The sequence below is a fragment of the Anaerococcus tetradius ATCC 35098 genome (assembly GCF_000159095.1).
Lineage (GTDB): Bacteria > Bacillota > Clostridia > Tissierellales > Peptoniphilaceae > Anaerococcus > Anaerococcus tetradius.
The window spans coordinates 34,690-60,179 of the sequence record NZ_GG666301.1 but is presented as its reverse complement, the minus strand read 5'-3'; the positions used below and the strand labels follow the sequence as shown (position 1 = coordinate 60,179).

The 25,490-nt window shown below is 36.0% G+C and carries 24 protein-coding genes, 1 tRNA gene and 1 rRNA gene; 24 read left to right on the top strand and 2 right to left on the bottom strand.

The window, feature by feature from the left end; all coding sequences use genetic code 11:
* Positions 1-18: 18 nt before the first annotated feature.
* From rrf to HMPREF0077_RS08250, 11 genes are all read left to right on the top strand, one after another.
* Positions 19-135: ribosomal RNA gene (rrf, locus tag HMPREF0077_RS08305) — 5S ribosomal RNA — on the top strand.
* A 464-nt stretch (positions 136-599) separates the two neighbouring features.
* Positions 600-1,328, top strand: coding sequence for a hypothetical protein (locus HMPREF0077_RS08295; protein WP_004837565.1), 729 nt, complete (start codon positions 600-602; stop codon positions 1,326-1,328).
* 71 nt (positions 1,329-1,399) lie between these two features.
* Positions 1,400-1,475: transfer RNA gene (locus tag HMPREF0077_RS08290), tRNA-Gln, on the top strand.
* A gap of 575 nt (positions 1,476-2,050) precedes the next feature.
* Positions 2,051-2,503, top strand: a complete 453-nt coding sequence (locus HMPREF0077_RS08285; protein WP_004837564.1) for an RpiB/LacA/LacB family sugar-phosphate isomerase — start codon at positions 2,051-2,053, stop codon at positions 2,501-2,503.
* 9 nt (positions 2,504-2,512) lie between these two features.
* Positions 2,513-3,043, top strand: a complete 531-nt coding sequence (gene lacB, locus HMPREF0077_RS08280) for a galactose-6-phosphate isomerase subunit LacB (protein ID WP_040349644.1) — start codon at positions 2,513-2,515, stop codon at positions 3,041-3,043.
* Between the two features lie 219 nt (positions 3,044-3,262).
* The gene (locus tag HMPREF0077_RS08275; protein WP_004837562.1) at positions 3,263-4,045 is read left to right on the top strand and encodes a DeoR/GlpR family DNA-binding transcription regulator; all 783 of its coding nucleotides are present in this window, start codon (positions 3,263-3,265) and stop codon (positions 4,043-4,045) included.
* Positions 4,046-4,127: 82 nt separating this feature from the next.
* On the top strand, positions 4,128-5,261 hold the full coding sequence (locus HMPREF0077_RS08270) for an SIS domain-containing protein (RefSeq protein WP_004837561.1): 1,134 nt from the start codon (positions 4,128-4,130) through the stop codon (positions 5,259-5,261).
* Between the two features lie 6 nt (positions 5,262-5,267).
* The gene (locus HMPREF0077_RS08265) at positions 5,268-5,969 is read left to right on the top strand and encodes a GntR family transcriptional regulator (RefSeq protein ID WP_040349642.1); all 702 of its coding nucleotides are present in this window, start codon (positions 5,268-5,270) and stop codon (positions 5,967-5,969) included.
* Positions 5,970-5,982: 13 nt separating this feature from the next.
* The gene (nagA, locus tag HMPREF0077_RS08260) at positions 5,983-7,110 is read left to right on the top strand and encodes an N-acetylglucosamine-6-phosphate deacetylase (protein ID WP_004837559.1); all 1,128 of its coding nucleotides are present in this window, start codon (positions 5,983-5,985) and stop codon (positions 7,108-7,110) included.
* Complete coding sequence (locus HMPREF0077_RS08255) at positions 7,107-8,036, top strand: hexose kinase (RefSeq protein ID WP_004837558.1); 930 nt, start codon at positions 7,107-7,109, stop codon at positions 8,034-8,036. The genes nagA and HMPREF0077_RS08255 overlap by 4 nt, the downstream gene beginning before the upstream one ends.
* A complete protein-coding gene (locus tag HMPREF0077_RS08250; protein WP_004837557.1) occupies positions 8,033-9,016 on the top strand; it encodes a tagatose 1,6-diphosphate aldolase in 984 nt (327 codons plus the stop codon). The genes HMPREF0077_RS08255 and HMPREF0077_RS08250 overlap by 4 nt, the downstream gene beginning before the upstream one ends.
* Positions 9,017-9,073: 57 nt before the next feature.
* Here HMPREF0077_RS08250 and HMPREF0077_RS08245 read toward each other — a convergent pair whose 3' ends face one another.
* Positions 9,074-9,727, bottom strand: coding sequence for a hypothetical protein (locus HMPREF0077_RS08245; protein WP_004837556.1), 654 nt, complete (start codon positions 9,725-9,727; stop codon positions 9,074-9,076).
* A 295-nt stretch (positions 9,728-10,022) separates the two neighbouring features.
* Between HMPREF0077_RS08245 and HMPREF0077_RS10520 the strand changes: the two genes are divergently transcribed.
* Entirely contained in the window at positions 10,023-11,951 is a 1,929-nt protein-coding gene (locus HMPREF0077_RS10520) for an acyl-CoA dehydrogenase family protein (RefSeq protein ID WP_004837555.1), read from the top strand.
* Positions 11,952-11,963: 12 nt separating this feature from the next.
* Positions 11,964-13,208, top strand: a complete 1,245-nt coding sequence (locus HMPREF0077_RS08235) for an FprA family A-type flavoprotein (protein ID WP_004837554.1) — start codon at positions 11,964-11,966, stop codon at positions 13,206-13,208.
* A gap of 299 nt (positions 13,209-13,507) precedes the next feature.
* Here HMPREF0077_RS08235 and HMPREF0077_RS08230 read toward each other — a convergent pair whose 3' ends face one another.
* The gene (locus tag HMPREF0077_RS08230; RefSeq protein ID WP_004837553.1) at positions 13,508-13,813 is read right to left on the bottom strand and encodes a hypothetical protein; all 306 of its coding nucleotides are present in this window, start codon (positions 13,811-13,813) and stop codon (positions 13,508-13,510) included.
* A 170-nt stretch (positions 13,814-13,983) separates the two neighbouring features.
* Here HMPREF0077_RS08230 and HMPREF0077_RS08225 point away from each other — a divergent pair, with 170 nt between their 5' ends.
* From HMPREF0077_RS08225 to sdaAA, 11 genes are all read left to right on the top strand, one after another.
* Entirely contained in the window at positions 13,984-14,655 is a 672-nt protein-coding gene (locus HMPREF0077_RS08225; protein ID WP_004837552.1) for a response regulator transcription factor, read from the top strand.
* The gene (locus tag HMPREF0077_RS08220) at positions 14,645-15,754 is read left to right on the top strand and encodes a sensor histidine kinase (protein ID WP_040349648.1); all 1,110 of its coding nucleotides are present in this window, start codon (positions 14,645-14,647) and stop codon (positions 15,752-15,754) included. The genes HMPREF0077_RS08225 and HMPREF0077_RS08220 overlap by 11 nt, the downstream gene beginning before the upstream one ends.
* Before the next feature lie 46 nt (positions 15,755-15,800).
* A complete protein-coding gene (locus tag HMPREF0077_RS10795) occupies positions 15,801-15,944 on the top strand; it encodes a CD1871A family CXXC motif-containing protein (RefSeq protein ID WP_004837550.1) in 144 nt (47 codons plus the stop codon).
* The gene (locus HMPREF0077_RS08215) at positions 15,937-16,794 is read left to right on the top strand and encodes a 4Fe-4S binding protein (protein ID WP_004837549.1); all 858 of its coding nucleotides are present in this window, start codon (positions 15,937-15,939) and stop codon (positions 16,792-16,794) included. Before HMPREF0077_RS10795 ends, HMPREF0077_RS08215 begins: the two co-directional genes overlap by 8 nt.
* Positions 16,784-17,464, top strand: coding sequence for a TlpA disulfide reductase family protein (locus HMPREF0077_RS08210; RefSeq protein ID WP_004837548.1), 681 nt, complete (start codon positions 16,784-16,786; stop codon positions 17,462-17,464). The genes HMPREF0077_RS08215 and HMPREF0077_RS08210 overlap by 11 nt, the downstream gene beginning before the upstream one ends.
* Before the next feature lie 168 nt (positions 17,465-17,632).
* Positions 17,633-19,396 carry a C39 family peptidase gene (locus tag HMPREF0077_RS08205; protein ID WP_004837547.1) on the top strand — a complete coding sequence of 588 codons (1,764 nt, stop codon included), beginning with the start codon at positions 17,633-17,635 and terminating at the stop codon, positions 19,394-19,396.
* Between the two features lie 113 nt (positions 19,397-19,509).
* On the top strand, positions 19,510-20,928 hold the full coding sequence (locus HMPREF0077_RS08200; protein WP_004837546.1) for an aspartate ammonia-lyase: 1,419 nt from the start codon (positions 19,510-19,512) through the stop codon (positions 20,926-20,928).
* A gap of 2 nt (positions 20,929-20,930) precedes the next feature.
* Positions 20,931-22,295 carry a class II fumarate hydratase gene (locus HMPREF0077_RS08195; RefSeq protein WP_004837545.1) on the top strand — a complete coding sequence of 455 codons (1,365 nt, stop codon included), beginning with the start codon at positions 20,931-20,933 and terminating at the stop codon, positions 22,293-22,295.
* Positions 22,296-22,306: 11 nt separating this feature from the next.
* On the top strand, positions 22,307-23,455 hold the full coding sequence (locus HMPREF0077_RS08190; protein WP_004837544.1) for an HAD family hydrolase: 1,149 nt from the start codon (positions 22,307-22,309) through the stop codon (positions 23,453-23,455).
* A gap of 427 nt (positions 23,456-23,882) precedes the next feature.
* Complete coding sequence (gene sdaAB / locus HMPREF0077_RS08185; RefSeq protein ID WP_004837542.1) at positions 23,883-24,545, top strand: L-serine ammonia-lyase, iron-sulfur-dependent subunit beta; 663 nt, start codon at positions 23,883-23,885, stop codon at positions 24,543-24,545.
* A gap of 1 nt (position 24,546) precedes the next feature.
* The gene (gene sdaAA / locus HMPREF0077_RS08180) at positions 24,547-25,422 is read left to right on the top strand and encodes an L-serine ammonia-lyase, iron-sulfur-dependent, subunit alpha (RefSeq protein WP_004837541.1); all 876 of its coding nucleotides are present in this window, start codon (positions 24,547-24,549) and stop codon (positions 25,420-25,422) included.
* Positions 25,423-25,490: the final 68 nt, after the last annotated feature.

Genomic DNA, 25,490 nt, shown 5'->3' with positions numbered 1-25,490 from the left:
TTTAGAGAGGTTCAAAAATATGGTGATGATGGCATAAGGGATACACCTGTTCCCATACCGAACACAGAAGTTAAGCCTTATAACGCCGATGGTACTCGGAGGGCAACCTCCCGGGAGACTAGGAAATCGCCAAACAAACAAGACTTGGTCATTCGACTGAGTCTTTTTTGTACATAAATTAGAATCTATAGAAATAACTAACACCTGTCACGAAAACCCGTTTGCTTCGCAAACTCTTCCGCACTATCGTGCTTAGTTTTCGGCATAAACATGCTAGTTAAAGCATGTTTATGTATACCGAACACAGAAAACAAGCACATCCGGCTCAAGGAGGATCCTCCACAGAGTGGTTCACCGAAGGTGAAAGCCTTATAACGCCGATGGTACTCGGAAGTAGCCGTCCGCTTGATTTAGGACCAAGCTCCCGGGAGACTGTTAAAAAGCCTAAATGGCATTTTAACCCTGAAACAAAGCTAGGTAAGCAGCGAAAGAGTTTCTCTGCAAACGGGTTTCAGAAAAAGGTGCTAAACAAATAAGATTTGGTCATTAGAAAAAAGAAATTTTCAGGAATTACGATATAATGATATAGAAAATTTTATATGGATAAAGATATGGATGTTAATTTTAAGAAACAAATAATGAATGATTATTCAATTACTTATGAAGAATTCGAAGCTAAAGGGAATATTTTTAAGGTAAATAAGGCTGATGATTCCTTTATGTTTAATGATAAGAAATTATTCTCTGCGATATGTACAGGAGGAAGGATATTTATGAAATCGGAAAATTCTGATTTAATAGATAAACTTAGACAAAGTTTCAAAGCTTATCCAGGAGCCTGGTTTGCTGAGGCAGATAATATCAGATCTTTATATAGAATTTTGGGAGAATTTGGCATTGAAATTGATAATTTTTTTCCATTGATGAGCTTTACTGATAGGAATGTTCTAGTAAGAGACTTTGCATTTACAAGGATTGAGAAAGAAGATATAGAAAAGTTTAAAGGAAAGACTAAAATGGCCTTTAGCTTTGATGAGGATGATAGATTAGGCCTCAGTTATTATGATGGCAAAAAATTAATTGCCCTTGCTGGAAGCTCTATTTCTGGGAAATATCTTTGGGATATTGCTTTGGAGAAATTTTCTGATGAATCTAAATACGTTGGCCTTGCTACTTCTATTTTAAGGAGTTTATCTTTAATAATAAGGCAAGAAAATCCAAATGTCAGCCCTATAACAACGACACAATTTTCTCATACCAGGTCAATTAACACTGCAATTAGGGCGGGATATGAAATGAATCTTTGCTTTACAGGAAGGGAAAAATAAGCCTTCATTTTTTGGACTGGATATTGAAAAAATCATTGAAAGAGGTAATTTATAAGGGTAATAGAAATTTTTGGAATGTAGCCAAGCCGGTAAGGCACCAGATTCTGACTCTGGAGATCACAGGTTCGAATCCTGTCATTCCAGCCAAAATCATAAAATGGAAGGAACACTCGTCTTCTGCAAATAAGCTCTCTTGCTCTTGGAGGGCTTTTTTTGTGTTCGAAAATGCTTTTACAAAGCTTGTTTCGCTTTTTACGCTCAACAGGTATTTTCTATAAATGTATAATTAAAGCTTCCTATGGTTAGATCTATTTATGCTGAAATTAAGGTCAATTTATAGGGCTTGCTATATCTTTATTTTAATAATTCTATTCTACTATTTTGTATAAAATGTTTGACATAAGATTTCAAGCCTTGTATTATATAGGTATCAAACAAAAGAAAAAAACAAAAAACAAAAAGAAACATAAGTTTTGAAAGGCGGATTTCTATTCTATTTTGACCACGATTTTACTTTTTATATAAGTCCCTAACAATTAAGGTCTCTTTAAGTGTATAAAGAGAAGTCTTTTTTATTGTATTAATAGGGTTTTATTATTTTTGTTGGGTCAAAAGTATTTGTTTTGTAGATAATCTTGATTATTGTGTTTTATCCATAGTTTATCAGTTGTTATAAGTTTTTACCTAGGCGGGTATAAATTAATTAAAGAAAGGTGGTATTTATGAAGGTTTATATTTCTTCAGATATGGATGCTTTAAAGTTAAAGGATGCTTTAATTTGTGAGCTTGAGGATTTATCTGTTGACTACGAAGATTTAACAGAGGAAGGATTTGATTTAGTTGATAGTTCTAACGCTGTTTGTGAGAAGCTTTTAGATGTTGATGGAATCTTAACAACAGGTTCGGATGATGCTAGCGTTGGAGTTGTTCTCGATAGATATGGGGCAGGAAGCTATATGGCTTGTTCTAAGCATAAGGGAATGGTTGCTGCAGAAGTGTCTGATGAGAGGAGTGCTCTTATGACAAAAAGACACAATGGTGCAAGGATTTTGGTTATGGGATCTGGAATTGTTGGAGAAGATTTAGCAAAATCTTGCCTAAGAAATTTCCTAAGCCATGGCTATGATGGTGGTCGTCACCAAATTAGAATTGATATGCTTAACAAGATGTTGTAGGAGGATATGATGAGAATAGCATTAGGATGTGACCATATAGTCACTAGTTTAAAAATGGAAGTATCAGATCATCTCAAAAGTCTCGGTCATGATGTAGTAGATGTAGGAACCTATGATAATACCAGAACTCACTATCCGATTTTTGGTAAAAAGGTGGGAGAGCTAGTAGCAAGCGGGAAATGTGATCTAGGGGTCGTACTTTGCGGAACAGGAGTCGGAATTTCCACATCAGTTAATAAGGCTTTTGGCACTCGTTGTGCCCTAGTTAGAGATTGTGCTACTGCAATTTATGCTAAAGAAGAATTAAATGCAAATGTAATAGCTTTTGGTGGCATGATTGTTGGTAGAGACCTTGCTTTCGAAATAATAGATTCATTCCTAAATGCTGAGTATAAGAAAACAGCTGAGAATGAAAAAATTATAGAAAAAATTATGGCTATAGAAGAAAAATATAGGGATGATGAGAAAGAGCAAGTTAATAATGATAAGTTCTTTGATGAATTTATAGAAAAATGGGATAGGGGAGAATACCACGATTAGGTACTTTCTTTAATTAAATATAAGGTTATTAAATTACTTCAATTAGGCTTGCGATAATAGACAATTGGATATATTAATTCCTGGATAGTCTATTATTTTATAGAGATTAGTGGCGGATATATAAGAAAAGATATCCCAAGAAATCAGCTTATTGGTGGAAGGAATTATCTGAAAGTAGGCAGTTGAAGTAGTTAATTCGAGTATAGTTAAAGTGGCGTGATGGAGACGCTATTTTTACTAAAGGAAATAACTATGTTAAAGGAAAGACGACACGAAATTATACTAAATAAATTGGAAACTGATGGGATGATACAGGTTTCTGATCTTGCTAATATTCTAGATGTAACGGACATGACTGTAAGGCGTGATCTTAAAGAGCTTGAAGATCAAAAGCTCCTTATAAGGGTTCATGGTGGGGCTAAGGGCTTGGATAAGTCTTTGACTCGAGAGTTTTCTAATGAAGAGAAAATTTTAAAGAATAAGGATAGGAAGGAATATATAGCGAAGATTATCGCATCTTTGATTGAGGATGATGAGAATATTTTTTTGGGAGCAGGAACTACTATTGAGTATGTAAGCTCCTACATGGCAAACAAGAATTGTAATATATATACTAATTCCTTATATTTGTTTCAAAAACTCAAGATGATTAGAGGTCTTAGGGTATTTCTTATTGGAGGAGAGTTTAGGGAGATTACTGGGGCCTTTGTTGGAAGCTTAGCCTTAGATCTTGTGGAAAAAATTAGATTCTCCAGGGCCTTTATTGGAGTAAATGGGATATGTGATTGTTTGGCTTACACTTATAGTGTGGATGAGGGCCTTCTCCAAGCTAAAATCTTGGAAAATTCTAATAAGTCCTATCTTATAGCTGATTCTTCCAAAATTGGAGTTGAGGATTTCTATGCTTTCTATAATATAGAAAATGCGGATGTGATAAGCGATGACAAAATTAGCCCTAAGGGAAAGAAAGAAATAGAAAAATATACAAAATTAATTAATTAAACTAAAAGCCTTGCCCCTGCTGGTTGACTAAAGATTAGGCAACTTATATAATAATAGTGGTAGTTACCAGTAGGAGGTAAAAATGTTTTTAGAAGAAGATTATATTAGAGAAAATGATGCTATAAATACTTATAGGGAGATTTTTCAGCAAGCGGATATCTGGGAGCTTGTTTATGATAAGTATGAAGAAGAGAAGGAAAGAATTGATGATTTCTTGAGAAAGGTCAAGGGATGCAAGGTAATTTTCACAGGTGCAGGTACTAGCGAATATGTGGGAAATATCGCTAAGGAATATTTGAAAGCCTATGGTGATTTTGACTTTGAATCTGTTGCTACAACTGACCTTGTTTCTTGCCCTTACCTTCATTTTAAGAAAGACTGTAAGACTCTCCTTGTTTCTTTTGCAAGAAGTGGCAATTCTCCAGAATCCCTAGCTGCTGTAGAGCTTATGAATGATCTTGTGGATGATCATTATAACCTTGCTATAACTTGTGCGGAGGATGGAAAGCTTGCAGAAAAATTATATGATGATGAGAAGGCCTATGTGTTTATAGAACCAACTGGTACAAATGACAAGGGTTTTGCTATGACAAGTTCTTTTACATCTATGCTTCTAACTTGTCTTTTAGTATTCGATAGGAAAAATCAAAATAAGAAAGAGCTTGTAGGAAAGCTTGTTAGTGCAGGAAGAGAAATTCTTGCTGATAAGGAAAATATTGAAAGTATGGTCAATTTTGATTTCGATAGGATAATTTATCTTGGCAGTGGGCCTTTGTATAAATTGACTAATGAAGCAAGGCTAAAGGTTCTAGAATTGACAGCAGGCAAGGTTTCTAGTATGTATGAGTCTTCGATGGGCTTTAGGCATGGTCCTAAGTCCTTTATAGATGAAAATAGTTTAGTGGTATCCTTCCTTTCATCAAATCCTTACACAAATTCTTATGATAGGGATATATTAGAAGAGATTAGCCTTGATAAGATAGCAAAGAAGGTCATAGCTGTTTCAGGCAAGGACCTAGAGGTGTCTTATGAAAAGTTAGTTTATGAGGTAGATGGTCTAGATGATGCCTATCTTTCTGTCCTTTTTGCTCTTGTTGCCCAACTTATTAGTCTAATTACGTCACTAAGGGTTGGCAATACACCAGATAATCCATCCAAGTCCCATACAGTAAACAGGGTAGTAAAGGGAGTTACTATACACAAATATAATAAGTAGGTGAAAATGAGTCTTTATTCTGAGCTTGTAAAAGATATTACAGACAAAATTTATACAATGGAGAAGGGCGATAAGATTCCTTCTGAAAGGCAACTTTGCATTGATTATGATGTCAGTAGGACAACAGTTAGAAATGCCATAAGACAGCTAGTAAGTTCTGGCCTAATAATCCAAATCCAAGGCAAGGGTAGTTTTGTAACTGGTAAGCACAAGTTAACCGACAACCTATCAAACTATTATTCTTTTACCCAAAGAACCATTGCCAATGGTATGGTACCAAAGTCAGAGATACTTGACTTTAGGATCAAAAAGGCCAACAAGGATTTGGCTAAGCAAATGCAAATTAATAACGCAGATTTGATTATTGAACTAGTAAGACTTAGGCTTGCAGATGATGAGCCTATGATGTATGAAACAACTTACATTCCTTACGATAGATTTACTAATATTTCCAGGGAGCTTATTAGCGAGAAGCCCCTTTATGACATCTTTGATGAATCTAATGCTGCGATTTTTACTGTAAATGAAAGATTTTCTGTTTCTAAGTTAAATAACAAAATAGCAAATTTCTTGGGGCAAAACCCTGATGCCCCAAGCTTAAAGATAATTAGAAAGAGCTTCGACTTTGACGAAAATTTGGTCGAATACACCATTTCCTACGCCAGAGGGGATAAGTTCTATTATGAAACTAGCTACAGTCCTAGATAAGTAAGGAGATTAAATGTATTATTGTGCAAAATATATTCTATTAGAAGATGAAGTTTTAGAAGATTATTATATGGAAGTGGAAAATGGAAAAATTAAATCATTTTCCAAAAAAGAGCCGGAAGAATACGAATATCTAGGAGAAATAATCGCTCCAGGTCTTGTAGATACTCATATCCATGGTTATGGCGGTAAGGACATTATGGATTGCAAGGAAGGCTATCTTAATGAAATATCAAAGGGCATCTTAGAGTGCGGAGTAACAAGTTTTCTTCCTACAACCCTTACCGATTCAAGTGAAAAGCTAGATAAGGCTTGTGAGCTAATAGGAAAAGAATACAAAGACGTTGAAGGCGCAAAGGTCAGAGGAATCTTTCTTGAAGGACCATTTTTCACAGAAAAATACAAGGGAGCTCAAAATCCTTCCTATATGTCCGATCCTTCTATCGAAAAACTCAGAAGATGGAAAGACTTATCTAAGGGTCTAGTAAATAAAATTGCCATAGCTCCAGAAAGAAAGGGGGCTATAGAATTTATAAAAGAAGCTAACGCCATGGGAGTGAGGGTTGCCTTGGGCCATTCCGATGCAAGTTATGAGCAAGCAAAAAAAGCAGTAGAAGCAGGAGCAAATATCTTTGTCCATGTCTATAATGGCATGAGTGGTCTTCATCATAGAAAGCCTGGTATGCTAGGAGCTGCTATGAATACAGATTCTTATGGAGAATTGATTTGCGATGGCCACCATGTAAATCCAGCCGCTGCAAAAATCCTAATGGATGTAAAGGGACGTGATAGGATAGCCCTAATTACCGATTGTATGTCAGCAGGAGGCATGGCTGAAGGCGACTATATGTTAGGAGACTTTCCTGTAATAGTAAAAGATGGAACAGCAAGACTAAAAGATGGTGGCTCTCTTGCAGGATCAATCCTAAAACTAAAACAAGCAGTCAAAAATGTAGTAGAATGGGAAATTGCAGATGTCTTTGAGGCTATACAAATGGCAAGTCTTATACCTGCCAAGTCAGTTGGAATTGATGATGTGTGTGGTAAGCTTCATGTGGGCTTTGATGCAGACTTCATAGTTCTTAACAAAGACTTAGACCTCCTTGCAACTTTCCTTAATGGAGAAAGGGTATTTGGATGATACTAACTATAACAGCAAATCCTTCTGTAGACATATCTTACCAACTAGATAAATTTAATATAGACGATGTAACAAGAACATCAACTATCAACAAAGAACCAGGAGGAAAGGGCATCCACGTTGGCTATGTCCTAAAAGAACTCGGGGCTGAGCCTGTTCATTCAGGCTTTGTTGGAGGAAAACTCGGCGAATTTATAGAAGAAGGCTTAAAAAAAAGAGACCAAGAATCTAGATTTATAAAAATCGAAGGAGAAACAAGAAATTGTATAGCCATCCTTCACGAAGGAAAACAAACTGAAATTCTAGAAGCGGGACCTACAATAAAAAATGAAGAGGCAGAAAAATTCATATCGAGCCTTGATGAAATAAGCCAAGGCTCAAGGATAATAAATATATCAGGTTCCCTTCCTAAGGGATTAACAAGTGATTTTTATAAACAAATCATTAAATACGCCAAAAGTCACGGTAAATTCGTATCAGTTGACACATCAGGTCAAAGCCTAAAAGACCTTGTAAATGCAGAAATAAAACCAGACCTAATAAAACCTAACGAAACAGAAATAGCCGACCTACTAGCTAAAAAAATAAAAAAAGAAGACTTAAAAGATATCCTAAAAGAAGAACCTTTTAAAGATATCCCATATATAATAGTATCTATGGGCAAAGACGGAGCTATGGTTAAAATTAAAGATAAGATTTACAACGCCCAAGTCCCTAAAGTTAAAGCCATAAATCCAGTAGGAAGTGGAGACTCCTCCCTTGCTGGTGCCCTTTTTGCAATAGATAAGGATTATGATGATATAAATATAATAAAGACCTCTATGACTTGCGGTATACTAAATGTCCTTACAGAAGAAATTGCCCACATAGAAATAGAGAAGTTCGATAAATATTTTAACGAAATAAAAGTTGAGGAGTTAAGATGAAAATTTCACAAGAAAAATTAGAAAATCTCAAAAAATTAATAAATGAAGACGGAGCTATAGCTGCCCTTGCAATAGACCAAAGAGGCTCAATGGAAAAAATGATGGATAAAGCCAACCCTGACCTAAACAATGTCGAAGGTATAGGTGCTTACAAAGAACTAGTTTCTAAAGAACTTACTCCTTTCGCATCATCAATCCTCCTAGATCCTATCTATGGAGAAAAAGGAATTGCTGCTAAGGCAGAAGGACGTGGTCTTATCCTAAGTTATGAACAAACAGGCTACGACGAATACGACGAAGGAAGACTACCTCGCCTAATCGACTTTATGAGCGTTCTTAGGGCCAAGGAAATGGGAGCCAATGCCATTAAAACCCTACTTTACTATGATTGCGATGATGAAGAAAAAACAAATGACATCAAAAAAGCTTGGGTAGAAAGAGTTGGCTATGAATGTGAAGGCCTAGGACTTCCACACTTTTTGGAGATTATAACCTACGATAGAAATATGGACTCAGAAAAAGGTGCTGAATACGCTAAAGTTAGACCACACAAGGTAAACAGTGCCATGAAAGAATTCTCTAATCCAAGATATAAGGTAGACGTCCTTAAAGTTGAAACACCAACCAATATGAACTTTGTAGAAGGTCTTGGCAAAGAAGAAGCAGTATATACAAGAAAAGAAGCAATCAAACACTTCAAAGACCAATCAGACTCAACAAACTTGCCATTTATCTTCCTATCAGGAGGAATCACAGCAGAACTTTTCCAAGAAACACTAAAACTTGCAAAAGAAGCAGACTCCAAATTTAACGGCGTCCTATGCGGAAGAGCAACATGGAAAGACTCAGTAGCAATCTTTGGCAAAGACCAAGCAGAAGCAAAAAAATGGCTAGAAACAACAGGCAAAGAAAACATCCAAAGCCTAAATGAAGTATTAAAACAAACAGCTCACTCAGTCTTTGAAAAGATTGAAGAGTAAAAATAAAGGAAAGAAAAGCAGAAAAGAAGTTTTTAGCTTGTTTTCTGCTTTATTATTTTATGAAGAAATACTTACGCTTTTAAGATGTCCATTTTCTATTACTAGAACTAATCCTAAGCCTGAGTCCTTACATTCTTTTAGATATTTATTAAACTCATCAATTGTCATGATATCAGGCTTTGCCATGCCACTTGTTGCTTGAAATACTGTGTTTTCATCAAAGGGAAATTCGTAAGTTGAATTAGCCATTATTTCGTAACCCTCAAGGGCTTTAGGGTCCTTGTTATAGGATAGGCTTCCCTCGATAGTAAATATATTTTTGTTTGAGTCAGCGTAGGATGATTTGCAATAGCCTATTTCTCCTTGAGCTTCGCCCGATTTATCTGAAGAAAGAATACTTAGATACATACCGTCCTTATAGGAAGAAGACTGCTTGCTAGAAGCTTGTTCGCTCTCATTTTTCTTATCTTCAGTTGGACTTTCTTCACTTTTTGCTTTTTCACTTGTTTTATTAGAAGTATCCTTAGACTTATCGGTATTTTCTGCTTCCTTAGTTTTTTTCTTATCGGTTTCCTTTTTTGGGGTATCATTTTCTTCGACTTCTATATTTTTTTCCTTAGTCGAATCACTATTCTTATTATCTGCCTTGCAGGAAGAAAGGATTAGGGATAGGGCAAGTAATAAAAATATTTTTCTGCTAATTTTTTTCATAATTTTCACCTCCTAGATATTCTACCTCTATTTTTATGACTTATGAAAAATACCTAACAAAAACGATTAGGAAAAGTTGAAAATGGTTATAAGTAAAATAGGAAAAGCTTTTTAATTTATGCTTTTTGCTAAGCTAGTTAAATTGTAGATCATCTTGACAAAGGCAAGCTATTTCATGAAAATTTTAGATATATTAGTAAAATTTTTATAAATATTTTGACAGGTAAATATATTTGACAAATCTACTTATTAATATTACAATTTAATTAGATGACAATTATAAAAGGAGGATTTTATGCTTTTTAAGACAACAGATGCACATGAGGCCCTACGTAAAAAAGTTAGAGCTTTCGCTGAAGAAAAAGTAAAACCAATCGCTTTTGACCTAGATCAAAAAAACGAGTTTCCAGATGATATAGTAAAAGAAATGGGTGAATTGGGATTCTTGGGAATACCTTATCCTAAAGAATACGGCGGCCAAGGTCTAGATGTTATTTCTTATGCAATCGTTGTAGAAGAATTATCAAGAGTAGATGGCGGTGTTGGTGTTATTTGTTCAGCTCATACATCTTTAGGTTCATGGCCAATCTTTGCTTTTGGTACAGAAGAACAAAAGAAAAAATACCTAACTCCACTTGCTAAGGGTGAAAAATTAGGTGGCTTTGGACTAACTGAAGAAAACGCTGGTTCAGATGCTGGTGGTACAGAAACAACAGCAGAACTTGACGGAGATTATTATATCCTAAATGGTAAAAAAATATTTATAACAAATGCTCCAAAGGCAGATACATATGTAGTATTCGCAGTTACTACACCAGGTATCGGTACTCATGGTATTTCAGCATTTATCGTAGAAAAAGGTTTTGAAGGATTCACTTTCTCAGATCATTATGACAAGTTAGGTATCAGATCATCTTCTACAGCTGAACTTCACTTTGATAATGTTAAAGTTCCAAAGGAAAACCTACTAGGTAAAGAAGGTCAAGGATTTAAGATTGCTATGGCAACTCTTGATGGTGGTAGAATTGGTATCGCTTCACAAGCCCTAGGTATTGGTCAAGGTGCTTATGAATCAGCTCTAGCTTATGGTAAAGAACGTGAACAATTCGGTCTTCCAATTGCTCACTTACAAGCAAATACCTTCAAACTTGCTGACATGGCTACAAATCTTCATGCTGCAAGACTTATGATATATACAGCTGCAGAGTTAAAAGAAAATCATGAAAGATATTCTGCTGAAGCTGCTATGGCTAAACAATTCGCATCAGACCTTGCTATGAAGATTACTACAGAAGCTATACAAATCTACGGTGGTTCTGGATTTATCAAGGGTGTTGATGTTGAAAGATTCTTTAGAGATGCAAAGATTACACAAATCTACGAAGGTACTAACGAAATAATGAGAGTTGTAGTTGGTGCTAATACTGTTGGACGTCCTCCAAAGATGAAAAGATCAGGCGGAAGTGCCAAAGAAGCAGGTCCTATAGCAGGTGTTCGTAAAAAAGAAATCTATACAGGTGATCCAAAAGAAGCTGTAAAGAATTTAGTAAAAGCCCTAAAGAAAGATGGCTATGACTTTACAGTTGGAATTGATCCAAATACTCCAATTCCAGATGCACAAAGAGTAGTTGTTGCAGGTCGTGGTATAGGTGAGAAGAAAAATATGAAACTAATAGAAGAACTTGCTCATCAAGCAGGTGCAGCTATTTCATCATCAAGACCAGTAGCAGAAACACTTAAATATGTCCCACTTGATAGATATATAGGTATGAGTGGTCAAACATTTAAGGGCAACCTCTACATTGGTGTAGGAGTATCAGGTGCAGGCCAACACTTAAAGGGCATGAAGAATGCTTCAACTATAGTTGCAATCAATAATAGTGCAAATGCTCCAATCTTTAATAACTGTGACTACGGTATAGTAGGAGATGCTATGGTTATCCTTCCACTACTTATCAAAGAACTTGATAATGGCGAAGAAAAGAAACCAGCTCCACCTATGAAAAAAATGAAAAGATCTAAACCAAGAAAAATGGCACCCAAAGAAGATATTTACGTGGATTTGGGATCTGGTTACGAATATGACCCAGAAGTAGGCGATCCTAGCCAAGGTATCGAACCAGGAACACCATTTGACAAATTACCAGATGAATGGGTAAGCCCAGTTTCTGGAGAAGCCAAAGACGAATTCATCAAAATGGAATTCCCAGAAGATAGAAAGTAGTAGGAGGATTTAATGTATACAGTTAGAAAAGTAACAGATGATTTATATTATGTAGGTGGGGATGATAGAAGATTAGCCTTATTTGAAAATATATTTCCAATTCCTGAAGGAGTTTCTTACAACTCATACCTACTAATGGACGAAAAAACAGTTCTAATCGATGCGGTTGACTGGGCTATAACAAGAGAATATATGATTAACGTTAGCCGTGTGCTAAACGGTCGTGATCTTGACTATATGATAATCCATCACATGGAACCAGACCATTGTTCATCAATTGAACTTATGCTACAAAGATATCCAAATCTTAAAATCATTTCTTCTGAAAAGGGAGTAATGTTTATGAGACAATTTGGCTACCATGTAGATGATAGATACATCGAAGTAAAAGAAGGAGATACCTTTAGCTTTGGTAAACACGAATTTACTTTCGTTGAAGCTCCAATGGTACACTGGCCAGAAGTTCTAATGAGCTATGACTCACATGACAAGGTTCTATTCTCAGCAGACGCTTTCGGTTCATTTATAGCAAACAATGGTAGACTATTTGCAGATGAAGTAAATTGGGACAGAGACTACCTAGACGAGGCAAGAAGATACTATACAAACATAGTTGGTAAATACGGAACATTCGTACAAAGTGCCCTAGCAAAAGCAGGCGGACTAGACCTTAAATATATCTGCCCACTTCACGGACTTGTTTGGAGAGATAACTTCGGATATATAATCGATAAGTATGTACACTGGGCAACTTATGAACCAGAAGAAGAAGGTGTGCTAATCGCTTATGCGTCAATGTATGGTAATACAGAATACGCTGCTCAAGCGCTCGCAAGCAAACTTTGCGAAGCAGGCATTACAAACATCGCCCTAAGAGATGTTTCAAGCACAGATATATCAATCCTAATCGCAGATACCTTCAAGTATTCTAACCTTGTCCTTGCATCAGTAACCTATAACCTAGGTATCTATCCAAAGATGAAGGACTTCCTAAATGATATGGCTGCTTTAAATATACAAAATAGGGCTGTATCAATTATCGGAAATGGTACTTGGGCACCACAAGCAGCAGAAAAAATGGAAAAATTCCTTGACGAAGAAATGAGACTAATGGATGTGCTTCCAGAAGGACTAGACATTGTATCAAGCCTTAAATCACAAAAAGAAGGCGATATGGATGCTATAGTTGAAGGAATTAAAGACTCTATGAAAAAACGTAGAGAAGAAAAAGCAAAAGCTGCTTCACAAAAGAAATAAATCAAGTATTATAAATTAGCTGTTTAACTTAAAGGATCTCCCTAGTTTGGGAGGTCTTTTACTTTATCCTAAATATGGAAAGTGAGAGCTTCTTAGCTAATTAAGAAGAAGGAAGGGTGAGAAGTTATCTAATCCTAGTAAAAACTTCTCCATAAAATCTACTAGTCTTTATTACTTATATGATTTCGCTATTTTACAAGCTTATGTGGAGATATTTCCAAAAGAAAGTTTTTAGAAAATAAGAGATTTTTAAGGCAGAAAAAAAGAGCCAGCCTAAGCTAGCTCCTTGTATATTACGACTATTTATTGCCGTCTTTGTTTTCTTGAGTTGCGTCTTTGTTTTCTTGAGCTGCGTCTTTGTTGTCTTCAGCTTTTTTGTCTTCAGACTTTTCGTCTTTTTTGTCTTCAGCTTTGTTGTCTTCAGCTTTTTTGTCTTCAGCTTTTTCGTCTTTTTTGTCTTCAGCTTTTTTGTCTTCAGCTTTTTCTTCTACTTTTGTTTCTGCTGATGTATCAGCTGGTTTTGCGTCTTTTTCAGCGTTGTTTCCACAACCTGCAAGTGCGAATGATGCAACTAGTAATATTGCTGCTAATTTGTTTGTTTTCATTTTTATCACTCCCTTTTTTTCGTTAACAATGAATTGTTACGTATTAATTATATACCCAAATCTTAATTTGTAAAACAAAAATTAAAAAAAATAAGCCCCTATTTGCAGCCATCTTTATAATAATTTAACCTGCTTATGATATAATTTATTAGATAAGAGGAGGAGTTTGAATGAAAGTATTGATTGTTGAAGATGAAAAGAAGCTTTTAAGGCTTTTAGAAGAAGGGCTTAATATTTTAGGTTATGTTACAGATACGGCTTCAGATGGCGAAGAAGCCCTTGATCTAGCTTATGTAGAAAATTATGATATCATTATTCTTGATATAAATTTACCTAAGAAAGACGGTTTTGAAGTCCTAAGAGATATCAGGCAGTTTAATAGGGAAGTTAACATTATCATGCTTACAGCAAGAAGCGATATTGATGATAGGGTAAGGGGGCTTGATTACGGGGCTAATGATTACATGACTAAGCCTTTCGACTTAAAGGAGCTTGATGCTAGGATGCGTTCCCTCCTTAGAAGAAAGTCAATCATGGAAGAAACTGAAATTATGATAAATGATTTAAGTTTTGATACCGTAAAAAGAGAAGTTGTCTACGATGGAAGAATCCTAGCCCTCACAGCCAAGGAGACTGGGATTATAGAATATCTTTTCTTAAATAGGCAAAGATATGTTACTGTAGAAGAGATAATGGAGCATGTATGGGATTCCAACGCTGATGATTTTTCAAATACTGTAAGGGTTCATATGTCTTCCCTAAGAAAGAAGATTAAAAAGGCAACAGGCAAAAATTATATAGAAAATGTTATTGGCAAGGGTTATAAAATTTATGAAAACTAATAAATCTTACGATTCTATAGTCATAAGACTTATAGCTTCTGTAGTTATAATTTTCATATTGATGATAAGTGCTTCTAATTATCTTATAAATAGGAAGCAAGTATTGGTTATGGAGGCGGTTTTTGATAGATTTTCCCAAAATCTTCCCCCTAATAACGAGTCCATGGTCCTTCTAGTTGATAGCGCTCAACTTAAATCAACTAGTGACTTTAGGCTCTATCTAGGTCTTGTTATGGGAGGGGTTTTGCTAATAGGTTCTCTTACTTTCGCCTATATTATAAATAAAAGCCTCAAGCCCCTAAAGAAATTGGAAGAAAAAATTGGAAAAGTCGATATAGAAAAGCCGGAAAGTTTTAAGGGAAGCTTTGCCATGGAAGAAGGGCCAAGTGAAATCATGGAATTATCGGAAAAGTTTGATGATCTTATTCATAGGATATATAAGGATTACAAAAGGCAGAAGGATTTTGCATCAAATGTAGCCCATGAACTTAGAACACCCATAGCTATAATGCAAGCTCAAGTAGATGTCTTTAGACAGAAAAATAAAGATGCTAGCCATATAGAATTTATTGAAACCATGGATAGTAATCTAAAGAGGCTAAAAAAATTGATAGATTCTGTTTTGCTCTTGAGTAGGAAAAATAAATTAAATATTAGCCATATCAGCTTGGATGATATGATTGATGAAATTCTATTTGATCTAGAAGATAGGGCTAGCAAGAAAAATATTAGCCTTAACTACAATTATTCTAATATAAACCTAACATCTGATGACGGTCTAGTCCAAAGATTGCTTTTCAATATAATAGAAAATGCAATAAAGTACAACGAGGAGTCGGGCAGGGTTGATATAGAAGTAAGTGAAGCTGGTGAAGATGTCCTTGTTAAGGTATCTGATACGGGTATAGGCATAAGTGATGAGAAGAAGGAAGAAATTTTCGATTTATTCTATCAGGTTGACGATTCGAGAAACAAGGAAGGTTTCGGTATAGGCCTATCCCTTTCTAAGGAGATAGCAGAAAGCCTATCCGGTAAAATCGAGGTTAAAGATAATAAACCAAAAGGTAGCATATTTTTATTAACTTTTAAAAATATTTAACATGAATTTAACAACTCTTATGCTAAGATATAATTGAGGTAAGGATATGATAAACAAAAGAAGAAATGTTGGAAAGTTACTTTTGCTAATCTCCCTAGCCTTCATAATATATGGAGCTAGGAGAGGGGAGATGGATACAGTTTTATCAAAAGCTGTAAAATTATGTTTGGAGTGTATAGGAATTGGATAAGATAAAAAAATTAAACCGCACTGTCATTCAGGCCCTTGCAAGCCTTATGACTAATATCCATATCCAAAACTTCTTTACTGGCAGAATATACACAGGACCTACTAAAAGAGCTTGTGTGCCAGGTCTTAATTGTTACTCTTGCCCGGCAGCAGCTGGATCTTGCCCCATAGGATCTATGCAAGCTGTAATGGGTGCCAAAAAATATAAGTTTTCCTATTATGTTGTAGGAACTATGATGTTTTTTGGAGTGATATTTGCAAGGCTTATATGTGGATTTCTTTGTCCTTTTGGATTCTTCCAAGACCTCTTGGCAAAGATTCCCTCCAAAAAATTAAGTACAAAAAAATTAAGGGCCTTGCGTTATATTAAGTATGTAATTCTTCTGGGACTAGTACTTGCTATGACTCTCATACTAGAAAATAAGTATGAGGTAATTCCTCCCATATTCTGTAAGTATATATGCCCTCAAGGAATACTAGAAGGAGCTATACCACTCGCAATCAAGAATCCATCTTTAAGATTAGGCTTAGGAAGCTTGTTTAACTTAAAACTTACTATTTTAATCATAACAATTATCCTGTCTATAGTATTCTACAGACCCTTCTGCAAGTGGATATGTCCACTTGGTGCCTTTTACTCCTTATTTAACAAATACTCCCTCTATCAGATGGAGGTCGATAAGAGTAAATGCATAAATTGTGGCAAGTGTGCCAGGATCTGTAGGATGGATGTAGATATAAGGGAAAATGATCATCACTTAGAATGTATAAGATGCGGTGATTGCAAGAAGCAATGTCCAACAAAGGCCATATCTTCCTCATTCAAGCAAAGGAGAGACTATGAAAAATAAAATTCTTGTAGCAATACTTGCTGCACTAACACTAACAGCTTGTGGAAAGGCAAACACAGAAAAAAAAGCCGAAGAAAAACCAGAAACTAAACAAGAAGAAGTTAAAAAAGAAGATGCTAAAGAAGTCAAAGAAGATGACAAAAAACAAGAAGCTAAAAAAGATGACAAAACAGAGGCAGTAGATGCATCAAAAGCTGGAGCTAAGATGTTACCTGACTTCAAGGCAACTGACCAAGATGGCAAAGAATTTAGCAAAGAAGACATAGGAAAAAATGATGCCACAGTAATCAATCTTTGGTTTACAGGCTGTTCTGCTTGTGTTGAAGAAATGGCTGAACTAAATGACCTAGCAACAAAGATTAAGGGTCAAGATAAGGTTAACTTCATCTCTATGTGTACAGACAAAAACTATGATGATTCAACCAAACAAGCTTACGAAAGAATAGTTAAAGATAAAAAGCCAACTTACCAAGCCCTAGGAGTTGAAAATGAAGGAGATATGAAGACCTTCCTTGAGAACATCTTTGTATATCCAACAACTATAGTTGTAGACAAAAATGGTAATGTAATAGGAGATCCTGTTGAAGGTGCCCTAACAAACCCAGACCAACAAGCAAAATTACAAAAGAACATAGAAAAAGCTATCGAAAGTAGCAAGATGGCTAAATAAAAAGTTTGATACAAGGAAGTATAAAAATTTAAAATTAACCCCAATCTCTACAAGAACGATTATCATCTAAAAACTTCCTTTATCTATAAATAAAAGGCCCCTAGGGGTCTTTTAATTTGTGTAAAATTATTTTTTATAATATAATATCTATAAATAAAGGAGTAGAGAATGAATAATAAGAAGATAATTGCTTTGTTGATATGTTTATCTAGCTTTACAAGTTTAAGTCCTTCATTTGCTGATGGAGGGAAGAAGCTAGAGGAAGATTTATATCAAGAAAGTCTTTATAATGAATCTATTGATAATGTTGGTGGAGACAAAGATGAAGCCAATATAGAAAAAGATAATCCTAGTGAGGATGTTAAAGAGACTCCTTCAGAAAAAGTCATTGATGAAGGAGAAATTCGTAAGATATTGAAAGAAATCAAGGAAGAAGATCCGATATCTTACGAGCAGGAAGAAGAAATCGAAGAGATATCGAAAGACCCTAAGACTAATACAGGAGATACAAGTAGCCTTCCTATAGTCTATTACGACACTTCAGATATAGATGAGATTTTTAAGGAAAACAAACAAACAGCTGATGAGAAAATCAAGGTAAGCGGAGATTATAAATTAATCAATAAGGATAAGACGACCTATCTTTATGACAAAGAAGGCAAGAAGCTTTCTGGTAAAAGAGAACTTTCCGGCAAGTCCTATTACTTCGATAAGGACAAGGGCCTAGTAAAGGAAAGTGAAGTCATAGCTGATGGGGGAAGGTTTGCCGCAAACTCTAGTGGAGAGCTTACTCTAGTAGAAAAATCAAAGCCAGGTTGGATAGACCTGGAAGGCAGGAGCTATTTCTTCCAAAATGACGGCAAGCTTGCCAGAGGCCTTTACGATACGGGAACTAACAGGTATTTCTTTGATAAGGAAACTGGAGCCATGGCCCGCAGTGAAATCAACAAGAAGGGCTTTGATAGGATATATTCTGAGGCCAACGGCATTGCCCACTACATAGGCTGGGACTATTCCAAGGGCAAGCTTGGATATTTCAATGAAGATGGAACTTACACCAAGGGTCTTAGGACTATTGACGGAATCACCTACGGTTTTGACGAAAATGGTAAGATTTTCAATAGACAATACAAGAAGTTTGGCAATCAATGGTATTATTTCAATAAGTATGGCGAAGCAAGCAAACACTCAGGAAATTTCGCCAAAGGTTGGGTTGGAGATAGGTATTACTTCTCAGACGGAAAGCCTGCAGAAGGCCTACAAAAAATTGGCGGAGTAACCTATATATTTGATGAACTAACCAAGGAGACCATGACCAATACGACCAAGGTAATTAATTTTAACAGATACAAGCTAGATAGCCATGGTCGTGCGACATTTATCGGAAAAATCGATACTAGACAAGCGGTTATGGGAACCAGGGGACTTTTTAAGCCAGGATTTTCTCAATATCTTAATAGAAAAACTCCTTACTTTACCCAGAAAGACCCTAGATGGGCTAACAGAAGATTTTCAAATGGAACATTTTCAGGATACGGATGCGGACCAACTGCCATGGCCATGGTCTTATCAAGAGAGCTTCATAGAAATGACATCTACCCAACTAATACAGCCATAGATGCCAATGATTACGAAAACGATGGAACCGAATGGCAATATTTTATAGAAAATCCTAGGGTGTATGGATTAAATTCCTATGACGTTCCAGTAAACAAAAAAGCCTTCATCCAAGCCCTAGAGACAGGAACTATGGTAGTAAGAGTAGGGCCGGGATATTTCATAAACGGTGGTCATTTCATGGTAATAGATTCCTACAAGGATGGATATTTCCTAATCAATGACCCTTACTATTCAGATAAAAATACAAGGGAAAAACATACTTTTGATAGATTAAAGGCAGAAGTAACGGTTGCATGGATTATCAAGAAGTAAACAAAATTTATAGGGCGAAGGTCAAAAATCTTCGTCCTTTTTTATGAATAAAATTTGTTTTTCTATTCAAAAAAACCTTTTCTTGAGTTATAATAATTGTATAGGAGGGCTTTATGGAAGATTTTAGATTTGAAAGTGATTCACTTGGAGAGATTAAGATAAAAAAGCATGCCTATTATGGAGCTAATTCTCAAAGGGCTTTGGAGAATTTCCATATTACAGGTAGACACATGGATCCATTCTTAGTCAGGGCTATAGTAGAAGTCAAGAAAGCCTGTGCTATTGAAAATAACAAGGTAGGGATTTTATCTGATAGAAAAAAAGATGCTATAGTAAAAGCTTGTGATAGGGTCTTGGACGGGGAGTTTTTTGAGTATTTTGTAGTTGATCCAATCCAAGGTGGAGCAGGAACATCTTTCAACATGAATGTAAATGAAGTTATAGCTAATATCGCAAATGAGCTAATGGGAGGAGGGCTTGGAACTTACGAGTTTATCCACCCAAATGATCATGTAAACAAGGGTCAATCAACCAATGATGTAATACCATCGGCTGGAAAGATAGCCCTAATAAGATATACTATGGAATTAAAAATAGAAGTTAAAAACTTGATAGATTCATTTGAAAGAAAGGCTAAGGAATTTGATTCTTATATAAAAATGGGCAGGACTCAACTCCAAGATGCGGTGCCAATAAAGCTGGGTCAAGAATTTAGTGCCTATGCCAAGGCCATAAGAAGGGATTACGAGAGGCTCGATGCGGCAATTCGTCAATTATCCTACCTTAACTTAGGAGGGACAGCCATAGGTACGGGACTTAATGCGGATGATAAATATATCAAAGAAGTAGTTCCTATCCTTTCTGAAATTTGTGGTATAGAGCTTTTCCAAGCAGATGATTTGGTAGATGCGACCCAAAACTTGGATTGTTTTTTATTCGCTTCTTCTGTCCTAAAGACTTTAGCTAGCAACTTATCAAAGATATCTAACGACCTAAGGCTTCTTTCTTCAGGACCTACAACAGGAATTAGCGATTACAATTTACCTGCCAAACAAGCAGGCTCATCAATAATGCCTGGTAAGGTTAACCCTGTTATACCAGAAGTTGTAAATCAGGTGGCCTTTCTAGTTATAGGAAATGATATAACTGTAACTATGGCTGTTGAGGGAGGTCAACTTGAACTTAACGCCTTTGAACCTATAATATTTTACAGCTTATTTGAATCCTTAAAAACCCTAAAGGCAGGAGTTTATACCCTTTATACAAACTGCATAGACGGAATAAGTTCAGATAAGAAAAAATTAGAAAAGAAGGTAGAAAACTCAGTTGCAATAATTACTCCTTTTGCCCCACACATTGGCTATGATAGGGCTAGTCGAGTTGCCAAGGAATCCCTAAGAACGGGGGTATCCGTAAGAGAAATTCTCATTAGAGATAAAATTATGACAAAAGAAGAGATTGATAAGATACTAGACTATGAAAATATGACCAAAGCAGGGATAATTGATGAAGAGAACATAAACAAGGATTAGCTATGGATAAAAGAATTGAAAAAGATAGCATGGGTGAAATCGAAGTAGAATCTGACAAGTATTGGGGTGCCCAAACACAAAGATCCTACCAAAACTTTCCACAAGGCTTAGATCTAATGCCAAAAGAGCAAATCATGGCCCTAAGCCTCATAAAAAAGGCGGCTGCCCTTGTAAATAACAAGCTTAATAAGCTTGATGATAAGAGGAAGGATCTGATAATCTATGCCGTAGATAGGATTCTTAGTGGAGATTTTGATGACAACTTTCCACTAACTGTTTGGCAGACTGGATCTGGCACTCAAAGCAATATGAATGTTAATGAAGTAATAGCCCATATAGCTAATGAAAAGGCAGGAGAGTTATTAATTCATCCAAATGATCATGTGAATAAGTCTCAAAGCTCAAATGATACTTTCCCAACAGCCATGCATCTAGCAAGCCTTAGCTTGATTGAAAATGAACTCTTAAGAGAAATTGATAAATTTATAAGAGCCTTGGACAAGAAAGCAAGCGAATTTGAAGGTATTATAAAAACTGGAAGGACCCACCTCCAAGATGCAACCCCCATGGGTCTTTTTAGTGAAATTGGAGCTTATGGAGAAATAATAAGAAGAGATAGGGATAGATTAATAAGGGGAATAGATGAATTAAGGCTTCTTCCAATAGGAGCGACTGCAGTAGGAACATGTCTTAATGCTCCGGAAGGCTACAGCAAGCTAATGGTAAAAGAATTAGAAAGGCTAAGTGGCCTTAAACTAATAGAAGATAGAAACAAATTCGTAGGTCTATCTTCCAAGCAGGCTATGGCGACAGTCCATGGGCTTATTAAGGTACTTGCTGAAGACTTAAATAAAATTGCAAACGACATAAGATTTTTATCTTGTGGGCCAAGAACTGGTATAGGAGAATTGCTTATACCAGCAAATGAACCAGGATCTTCTATAATGCCTGGTAAGGTAAATCCGACTCAAGTCGAGATGCTAACTATGGTAGCCATTCAAATTATGGCAAATGATACCGCCATAACCTTTGCTAATGCTTGCGGTCAACTGGAACTTAACACCTATATGCCTTTGATAATTTATAATATGATAAAATCTATCAAGCTTCTAACTAAGTCAATGGCATCCTTTAGGAGGAACTTGCTTGTAGGCCTTCTCGCAAACGAAGCAAAAATTAAGGAAAATCTCGACAAATCCCTCATGCTAGTTACAGCCCTTAGCCCCTATATAGGCTATGACAAGGCAGCAGATCTTGCCAAATATGCCTACAAAAAGGGTCTAAGTCTAAGAGAAGCTAACAAAGAACTGGCTTTTATAGAAGATGGGAAGTTTTTAGAAATAGTAGATCCAAGAAATATGATTTGATAGGAAGATAAATGAAAAACTACATTAAAAGATTAAATTGGGATGAAAAAAATTATAGAGCAATTAACAACTTAATAGCAAAACATGGTATAGACAGTCCAGCCTATGACCCCAACAAGAGACCATTTGCTGTCTTTGATTGGGATAATACCTCTATTATAGGCGATGTAGAGGAGGCTCTTCTCTACTATATGATAACAAATCTTAGCTTTAAGATGGAAGTTGACGAGTTTTTTGACCTAATAATCAAGAATGTAGATAAGAATTTCTATGCCGATAAATATAATAATCTTGAAAATAAGAGATTAAACATCGACCTTATAGCCTATGATATCAAAAAGGCCTATGAGTTCCTATACAAAAGGCTTGATAAATTCGGAGGAAATCAAAGTCTTGATGAGCTAAAGAAAAGCGACTACTACAAGGAATTTGTAACAAAGATGTTTTATAGATATAGGGTAAGCGATTATGACAGGCAGGCAAAGGATCCTTATTGTTGGATGAGCTTTCTTTTGAAAAATTACAAGACCCAAGAAGTCGAAGCCCTCTGCAAAGAGGCCTATGAAGCCATGAGAAAAGAAAAAATAAGGGTGGAAAACTTTACTTCGCCAGCTATAGAATCAAAAGCTGGCAGGGTCTCTATAGATTATTTCGTAGGAATAAGCCCCCTTCCTGAGATGGTAGATCTCTATCAAACTTTCGAAGAAAATGGTATAGACACCTACATAGTATCAGCCTCCTTCATAGATGTGGTAAGGGCCTTTGCTAGCGATGAGGATAATTTCTACAAACTAAATAAAAAAAAGGTCCTAGGATTAAGATTAGAAAGGGATTTAGGAGGAAAGATACTTCCAAGTCTTGATAAAACTTATCCAATAAGCATCAGAGAAGGCAAGGTTGAAACCATAGATAAACTTATCAAAAATGCCACTAACTACGGGCCTATAATGGTAGGTGGAGATAGCGATGGCGACTTGGCCATGCTTACATCTTATGATTTAACAGAAATATCTCTGATAATTCATAGAGAAAATTATGGTCTTATAGATGAACTAAGAAAGAAGGCCTGGGATGGGTCAACTAGATTTTATAGCCAAGGAAGAAATCTATTAGAAGGAAAGTTCATAGCAAGCGATAAGTCTTGTGGTTACAATGAATAAGAATGATCCATAAGAGCTTGTTTAAACTTCAAAAAATATGAGGAAAATGCCTGCTTGTAAATTTGTTGGATAAATCTATAAAATCCTCTAACATATCAGGAAAATGTTTTGATAAATTTGTTTATCTATATACCATGTTACAAGGGTAATATAAAAAAGCAAGATGATACAGAGATTGATTGGGGGATTTATAATAAATCCTTTAATAAGCAAGCTATTGAAAACGTTTGACCAAAATGCTTGACATACCCTTTATCCTCCTGTATAATCTATTTTTGAAGTAAGAGTTAAGAATTTGCAATAAGAAAATATTGGGTAAAAATATTGGATGAGAGATCCAGTAAAATTTAACTAGGCCGCGGCCTATTTACCTTTGCAAAAAAGTATGGGGTGGCTTATGCTGCCCTTTGTTTATTAAGGAGTGATTATGACAGTAAATGTATCTGTATTCGATATTATAGGTCCAAATATGGTTGGGCCTTCAAGCTCTCATACAGCAGGAGCTTGTAAGATAGCTCATACAGCAAGACGTATGGTAGATAGAAATTTCAACGAAGTAATCTTCTACCTCCATGGTTCCTTTGCCAAAACCTACAAGGGACATGGTACAAATAGGGCTCTTGTAGGAGGAGTCTTGGGTTTTGACCCAGAAGATGAAAGAATAATCCATTCTTTTGATTATGCTGATAAGGCAGGTATAAAATATTCTTTTGTGGAAACAGATCTAGGAGATGTTCATCCAAATACAGTTAATATTGTCTTCAAGTATCCAGATAGACCAGCTCTTTCAGTTCAAGGCTCATCCATTGGTGGTGGAGCTATAGTCATTACAAAGATGAATGGCAACCCTATTGAATTTAAGGCCAACAAGCCTACTCTCTTTATGTCCTATGCTGAACAAAAGGGAGTTATAGCTTTCGTTTCAGGTATTCTCTTTGATAATGGCTATAATATCAACACTATGAAAACTATCAAAGAAGGCAACAATGTTATGTTGGTATGCGAGTTAGATGATCCACTTAGAGAAGATATCTTAGAAAAAATAAGGGCAGGTAAGGATTTTACCTTCCTAAAATATATAGGAGTTTAGTATGATAACTACTATGAAATCATTAAAACAAAGATGTGAAGAAGAAAATAAAGAACTTTGGCAACTAGCCTTAGAAGACGAAATAGAAAATACGGGCAAGAGTGAAGAAGAAATCTGGGATAGATTGCAAAGAACCCTAGATGTTATGAAAAATTCTGCTAAGGCAGCCCTCGAAACAGAAGTATATTCTGTTACGGGTATGACTGGTGGAAATGCGAAAACAATGCATGATTATTTCTTAAAGGGAGAGTCTGTCCTTGGCGAGATTCCATCAATAGCTATGGCTATGGCCCTTTCTACTTCAGAAATTAATGCAGCTATGGGAATTATCGCTGCTGCACCAACAGCAGGCTCTTCAGGAATCCTTCCTGCGACTCTTATGACTATGAGATATAAGTATAAGACCAGCGATGAGGATCTTAAAAAAGCCCTCCTAGTGGCAAGTATTGTAGGACAAGTAATCTTCGATAATGCGACCTTTGCTGGTGCAGAAGGTGGATGTCAAGCAGAAACAGGCTCTGCTGCAGCAATGGCAGCGGCAGCTGTATGTTTCTTGAGGGGTTATGATATAAAGATTCAAGAAAATGCAGCGACAGCAGCAATCTTAAATATCCTAGGCTTGGTATGCGACCCAATCGGAGGTATGGTAGAATTTCCTTGCAATATTAGAAACGCTAATGGAGTAATGAATACCCTAGCAAGTGCCGATATGGCTATGGCAGGAGTGAGGATGGTAGTTACTTTTGATGAAGCGGTAGATGCCCTAAAGAGAGTTGGAGATGCCCTACCAGCAGCCCTTAGAGAAACAGGCGAAGGTGGTATAGCAGTTTGCCCATCAGCCCTAAAGCTAAAGGCTAAATATATAGATGGTAAATAGAGATTAAAAAAAGGCGATGCTTAGAATAGTTTTTCTATTCTAGAGCATCACCTTTTTCTGTGCGAAAT